The organism is Neptunomonas sp. (assembly GCF_041601355.1).
GTDB lineage: Bacteria > Pseudomonadota > Gammaproteobacteria > Pseudomonadales > Balneatricaceae > Neptunomonas.
This window is the reverse complement of sequence record NZ_JBFIIH010000168.1, coordinates 1-6,834: the sequence shown is the minus strand read 5'-3', so window position 1 is coordinate 6,834 and position 6,834 is coordinate 1. Positions and strand designations below refer to the sequence as shown.

The window sequence follows — 6,834 nt, the reverse complement described above, 5'->3', positions numbered from 1 at the left end:
TTGCTGACGCCATGCTTCATAAACAACTATTGCGCAAGCATTGGAAAGATTCAGGCTTCGGCTGTCTCCATGCATGGGTAATTTAATGCACTGCTCTGCCGGCAAACCCTCTCTGACGGCTTGCGGCAAACCACGGGTTTCCGGGCCAAACAGCAGAACATCACCTTCTGAAAATTGCACATCACTATGGAAGCGGGTGCCTTTAGTCGTCAGCGCCCACACTTTAGGAGAACCGAGTTCATTCAAGCAGTCTTGTAAAGACTCGTGTACTCGTAACGCAGAAAACTCATGATAATCAAGCCCGGCGCGACGTAGCCTGGTATCGTCCAGCTCGAAACCTAATGGCTTAATCAAATGCAGATAAAAACCAGTATTCGCGCACAAACGGATGATATTCCCCGTATTTGGCGGTATTTCCGGTTCAAATAAAACAACATGCAACATAGCACTTCCCGTTAAAATACTTCAGCCACTATTATAGCCCTAGCGCACTTAAATCACTCATCATCCGCACCATCAAAACTTAAATGCAGATCTTTGATTTTACGCGTTAATGTATTGCGCCCCCAACCCAGCAATTCCGCTGCATCGCGGCGCCGGCCTGCCGTATGCTTCAGGGCTGCTTCAATCATAATTTTTTCAAATGCCGGGACAGCCGTATCGATAATCCCCCGACGGCCAGCACTTAACTGCTGATCCGCCCAATTGCGCAGCGAATGCTCCCAATTCGAGGTTGTCACCTCGATAGCTCCCTGTTTCGCCATCAACTCTGGCGGCATATCAGAGACTAACACCTCTCGCCCGGAAGCCATTACAGTCAACCAACGACAGGTATTCTCTAATTGGCGCACATTACCGGGCCAGGCCAGATCACACATAAAGGCTTCTGTTTCGGGCTTAAGTACTTTTGGCTCAACATTCAACTCTTCGGCAGAACGTATCAAAAAATGACGCGCTAAGCGCGGGATATCCTCCCGACGCTCAAACAACTGAGGTATATGAATACGAATGACATTCAGTCGGTGAAACAAATCTTCCCTGAAGCCGCCTGACTTAACCAACCCCTCAAGATCCTGATGAGTCGCGGCGATAATCCGCACATCAACCTTAACGGGTATATGCCCTCCTACCCGATAAAACTCCCCATCGGCTAAAACGCGCAACAAACGGGTTTGTGTCTCTGCGGGCATATCTCCGATTTCATCCAGAAACAGCGTACCTCCGTCCGCCTGTTCAAACCGACCATGTCGTACCGAAGCCGCCCCTGTAAACGCTCCTTTTTCGTGGCCGAACAGCTCTGATTCAATCAAATCTTTCGGTATTGCCGCCATATTCAATGGAATAAACGAAGCAGCAGCACGCGGACTATGCTTATGCAATGCGTGTGCGACCAGTTCTTTACCCGTCCCCGATTTACCATTGATCAATACGGTGATATTCGATTGCGATAAGCGCCCTATCGCTCTGAATACTTCCTGCATTGCCGGTGCTTCACCAATAATTTCAGCTGTATCAACAGCAATAGGTTCCGCACTATCCTGTCGCTGTTCATAGGCATGCTCAACTGCCCGGGTAACCAAAGCAACAGCATCATCGACATCAAACGGTTTAGGCAGGTATTCAAAAGCACCGCCCTGATAGGAAGCGACAGCACTATCCAAATCAGAATGCGCCGTCATGATAATAATCGGGATATCCGGATGAGTAATATGGATTCGCTCCAGCAACTGCAAACCATCGATTCCCGGCATACGAATATCACTGATTACCGCATCAGGCGATGTTTTCTCAAGCTGCTTTAAAACATCATCCCCTTTTTCAAAAACCCGGGTCTCTATGCCGACCTGGCTTAAGGCTCGTTCAAGCACCCAACGGATAGACCGGTCATCGTCTACTATCCACACATTACCGGACATTTTCATTACTTGACTCCAAAGGGATATTGATAGAAAAACGTGTACACCCAGGCTCACTGTTGCATTCAATCAGCCCATGATGTTGATTAATAATAGATTGAGCGATTGATAACCCCAAACCAGATCCGTCTGCCCGCCCACTAATCATCGGATAAAAAACTGTACTTAAAATATCAGACGGTATACCTGGCCCGTTATCGATAATATCCAGCCGGCACACCAAGCGGTATCGTTCGGAACCAACCGTTATCTGACGCTTAGCTCTGGTACGCAGAATGATCTTTGGAGATTGAACTTCATTCTCCTGCAGCGCTTGCATCGCATTTCGGACAACATTCAATATTGCCTGAATTATCCGCTCTGAGTCACCTGTAAACTCAGGAATGCTCGGATCATAATCTTTTTTCAACTCAACCTGACCAGAACACTCTGCATTCACCAGAGCACACACCCGCTCCAAAACCCCATGAATATTGACCTGTTCCCGCTTTGGTAATTTATGCGATCCTAATAACCTATCTACCAGATTGCGTAAGCGGTCAACCTCTTCAATAATGACATGCGTATATTCATGCAGCGCCTCATCATCCAGCTCACGCTCCAGAAGCTGTGCAGCACCGCGAATGCCTCCCAAAGGGTTTTTAATCTCATGCGCCATACCTCTGACAAGATTACGGGTTGCCGCGTGATGCGATAGCAACTCCTCCTCACGCTCAATACGCAATAAGCGGTCTCTTGCCTGAATTTCAATCAGCAACATTGGCGTATCATTTAATGGCAAAGGGTTAACACTATAATCAACCGTCAACTCATTCCCGTTCATCGTCAGCAACTTAGCCTCCCTCCGGGTGTAGGGGTGGCCAGAAGTAATAGAGGCTTTTAATACAGCTAACTCATCCGGATCGTTTGTCAGCCATTTCTCAACGCCACACTGGCTGAGTCTTTTCGCTGTTGCTTCAAGCAACATTTCTGCTGCTGGATTCATATAATCAATACGCAGTTTCTCATCCAGCAGAATCACGCTAATTGATAAGTTTTCCAGAGTCTGTTTGTGTGTTTGTTTTCTGAACATCCGCGCAACCACTTAATACTTTAATAAAAGAATGCAAAATAAGCGCCAACTCATAAATACCGATTTCTTCCCCTGATGGACGCTATCTTAAGATATTCTCCCGCTTTCTTCGCCCTAAACACTATTAACGCACCAACGACACGCACCATTTTAGCGCACAAAACCAAACAAGTGCATTATCAAGCCCTCGCCATAAAAAGCAGACACAAAAAAGCCTCCCGAAGGAGGCTTTTCAGACAAGCTCAATTAGCAAGAGTAGTACAGGTCATACTCAACCGGATGAGTCGTCTGGTTTACTCTGTCAACTTCAGCCTGTTTCACTTCAATGTATGCATCAAGCATATCATCAGTAAATACATTACCGCGCGTCAGGAACTCACGGTCAGCATTCAGCTCGGCCAGCGCTTCACCCAAAGAACCACAAACCTGCGGAATCTCTGCAGCTTCTTCCGGAGGAAGGTCATACAGATCTTTATCTGCAGCATCACCAGGATGGATTTTGTTCTGAATACCATCCAGACCAGCCATCATCAGCGCTGCAAAACACAGGTACGGGTTTGCAATTGGATCAGGGAAACGCGTTTCAATACGACGTGCTTTAGCAGTCGTTACGTATGGAATACGAATAGAAGCCGAACGGTTACGGGCAGAATAAGCCAACATTACAGGCGCTTCAAAATGAGGCACCAGGCGCTTATACGAGTTCGTACCCGGGTTAGTCAACGCATTCAATGCTTTAGCATGCTTGATGATACCACCGATGTAGAACAAAGCTGTTTCACTCATACCCGCATAAGCATCACCAGCAAAGATATTCACACCATCTTTAGACAATGACTGATGAACATGCATACCAGAACCGTTATCACCAACGATTGGTTTTGGCATGAAAGTCGCTGTTTTACCGTATGCGTGAGCAACATTATGCACACAGTATTTAAGAATCTGAACTTCATCCGCTTTGTTTACCAGCGTATTAGCACCAACACCGATCTCACACTGACCAGCCGTTGCTACTTCATGGTGATGAACTTCAACATCCAGACCCATTGCCGTCATTGCGTTACACATATTAGCGCGCAAGTCGTGCAGAGAATCGACAGGAGGTACTGGGAAGTATCCGCCTTTTACGCGTGGACGATGGCCCGAGTTGCCGCCTTCATATTTATTATTGGTAGACCATGCAGCTTCTTCAGAAGTGATCGTGTAACCACAACCGCTCATTTCGTTATGGAAATGCACTTCATCAAATACAAAAAATTCTGGCTCAGGACCAAACATTGCAGTATCAGCAATACCGGTTGATTTCAGATATTCTTCAGCACGACGAGCAACAGAACGTGGATCGCGCTCGTAACCCTGACCCGTTACAGGCTCAACGATGTCACAACGCACAATAACAGTAGACTCTTCAGAAAACGGATCCAATACAGACGCACTATCATCTGGCTGAAGAATCATGTCGGATTCATTTATTCCTTTCCAACCTTCGATAGAAGAACCATCAAACATCTTGCCTTCTTCAAAGAAGTCATCACCCATCTGATGAACAGGGATGGTGACGTGCTGCTCTTTACCTTTTGTGTCAGTGAATCGCATATCAACCCACTTAACATCATTTTCTTCGATTAACTTCAGAGTCTTCTCTGACATTTGGCTCTCCCCACATCATAATTTGCCAGACGCGTTTACTATCCGGTCCTGAAAATATCGGCCTAAGCCGGCTTAACACTTATAACAGCAACTAGCGTGCCAGCACATAAATGCTTGATTTTAGGGCGCTAGCCACTTTAACAATCAATAAAGCGCACCAAAATGAATCATGCAAACAGAAGCCGCACCAAAACAATGCACCAAACTATTTGCATACCCGCTTTATTCGATTACAAGTAGCATACCCCAACATAAAGCAAAGTTCTTCTAGAAAAAAGGCACATAAGAACACTATTAATCAGGATCAACTCTCTCAAATTGAGTGTATAATGTTTCCCTAATTTTATGAAAATCTCTACAGGTACTTCCACGTGATCGAGAAGCTGAGAAATATCGCTATCATTGCCCACGTTGACCATGGCAAAACTACATTGGTTGACAAACTGCTGCTGCAATCAGGCACACTAGCCCGCCGTGATGAAAGCACAGAGCGCATTATGGACTCCAATGACCAGGAGAAAGAGCGCGGCATAACCATTCTGGCGAAAAACACAGCCATAGAGTGGAACGGCTACCATATAAACATTGTTGACACCCCGGGGCACGCCGATTTCGGTGGTGAAGTTGAACGTGTACTTTCAATGGTAGACTGTGTTTGTCTACTCGTTGATGCTGTAGATGGCCCGATGCCACAAACACGTTTCGTAACGCAAAAAGCATTTAGCCAGGGCCTGCGCCCAATCGTCGTCATCAATAAAGTTGACCGCCCGGGTGCTAACCCGGATCGCGCTGTCGATTTGGTGTTTGACCTATTTGATTCTTTAGGCGCTACTGACGAACAGCTAGACTTCCCGATTATTTTTGCTTCAGCTATCAACGGCATAGCAGGTCTGGAACATGACAATCTGGCTGAAGATATGACGCCTCTATTTGAAGCCATTGTTAAACATGTACCACCACCAGAAGTTGATTTGGACGGTGCATTCCAGATGCAAATTTCCGCTCTGGATTATAATAGCTATGTAGGTGTAATTGGCATCGGCCGCATCAAACGCGGTACTGTCAAACTTAACCAGCAAGTCAAAATCATAGGCGCTGACGGAAAAATCCGCAGCGGACGCGTTCAAAAGATCATGGGGTACCTTGGACTTGAACGTGTTGACGTTGATAAAGCCAGAGCAGGCGACATTATTTGCGTTACCGGCATAGAGGTGCTGAACATTTCAGATACCCTATGTGATCCTGAAAAAGTAGAAGCTCTACCACCGCTGTCCGTAGATGAACCTACCGTTTCGATGACCTTCCAGGTAAACGACTCTCCATTTGCGGGTAAAGATGGTAAGTTCGTTACTAGCCGTAACATTAAAGAACGTCTGGATCGCGAACTGATTCATAACGTTGCTCTACGTGTTGCCGAAGGCGATTCACCGGAAAAATTCCGCGTCTCTGGTCGCGGAGAGCTGCATTTATCAGTATTGATTGAAACCATGCGTCGCGAAGGCTTTGAGCTGGGTGTATCCCGTCCGGAAGTTGTTAAGAAAGAAGTTGATGGTGTAATCCATGAGCCTTTTGAAATAGTCATGATTGACGTCGAAGAAGATCATCAGGGTAGCATTATCGAAGAAGTCGGCAAGCGTGGTGGCGATATGACTAATATGGAAGTGGATGGCACAGGGCGTATTCGCCTGTCTTTCCTCATTCCATCACGCGGCCTGATTGGTTTCCGCAGCCAATTTCTCACAATGACATCCGGCACGGGTATCATGACCTCTATCTTTGATCACTACGGCCCGGTAAAAACAGGCGAAGTGGCTTCCCGCAGCAATGGTGTATTAGTTACCATGGTGACCGGTAAAGCGCTGGGTTACTCACTCTGGAACTTACAAGCACGCGGACGTCTTTGTATTGCACCAAACGTTGAAGTGTACGAAGGTATGATTCTTGGCATTCATTCACGTACAAACGACTTAGCCGTTAACCCTATCAAAGGTAAGCAGCTGACCAACGTACGTGCATCGGGTACCGATGAGAATATTCAGCTGACGCCACCTATCCGCTTCACTCTTGAGCAAGCGCTGGACTTTATTGAAGATGACGAATTGGTTGAAGTAACACCTAACCATATTCGCTTACGCAAAAAATTCCTTACAGAAAATGAGCGTAAACGCCATTCTCGTAGCGGCAAATAAACCG

General features: G+C 46.5%; 5 protein-coding genes. 1 reads left to right on the top strand and 4 read right to left on the bottom strand.

Features of this window, described 5'->3' with window-relative positions:
- From trmL to glnA, 4 genes are all read right to left on the bottom strand, one after another.
- On the bottom strand, positions 1-444 hold a 444-nt coding region (gene trmL, locus ABY436_RS18085), incomplete at its 3' end, for a tRNA (uridine(34)/cytosine(34)/5-carboxymethylaminomethyluridine(34)-2'-O)-methyltransferase TrmL (RefSeq protein ID WP_372740332.1).
- 53 nt (positions 445-497) lie between these two features.
- Positions 498-1,922, bottom strand: a complete 1,425-nt coding sequence (gene glnG, locus ABY436_RS18080) for a nitrogen regulation protein NR(I) (RefSeq protein WP_372740331.1) — start codon at positions 1,920-1,922, stop codon at positions 498-500.
- Positions 1,906-2,988, bottom strand: a complete 1,083-nt coding sequence (gene glnL / locus ABY436_RS18075) for a nitrogen regulation protein NR(II) (protein WP_372740330.1) — start codon at positions 2,986-2,988, stop codon at positions 1,906-1,908. Before glnL ends, glnG begins: the two co-directional genes overlap by 17 nt.
- A gap of 246 nt (positions 2,989-3,234) precedes the next feature.
- Entirely contained in the window at positions 3,235-4,641 is a 1,407-nt protein-coding gene (gene glnA, locus ABY436_RS18070; protein WP_372740329.1) for a glutamate--ammonia ligase, read from the bottom strand.
- 371 nt (positions 4,642-5,012) lie between these two features.
- Between glnA and typA the strand changes: the two genes are divergently transcribed.
- Positions 5,013-6,830 (top strand): translational GTPase TypA, encoded by a 1,818-nt coding sequence (typA, locus tag ABY436_RS18065; protein ID WP_372740328.1) that lies wholly within the window; start codon positions 5,013-5,015, stop codon positions 6,828-6,830.
- Positions 6,831-6,834 lie beyond the last annotated feature (4 nt).

What these genes read in the sequence shown, in the direction of transcription:
- glnA (WP_372740329.1), bottom strand. Translation starts at nt 4,641, where the DNA reads ATGTCAGAGAAGACTCTGAAGTTAATCGAAGAAAATGATGTTAAGTGG.
- glnL (WP_372740330.1), bottom strand. Translation starts at nt 2,988, where the DNA reads ATGTTCAGAAAACAAACACACAAACAGACTCTGGAAAACTTATCAATT.
- glnG (WP_372740331.1), bottom strand. Translation starts at nt 1,922, where the DNA reads ATGAAAATGTCCGGTAATGTGTGGATAGTAGACGATGACCGGTCTATC.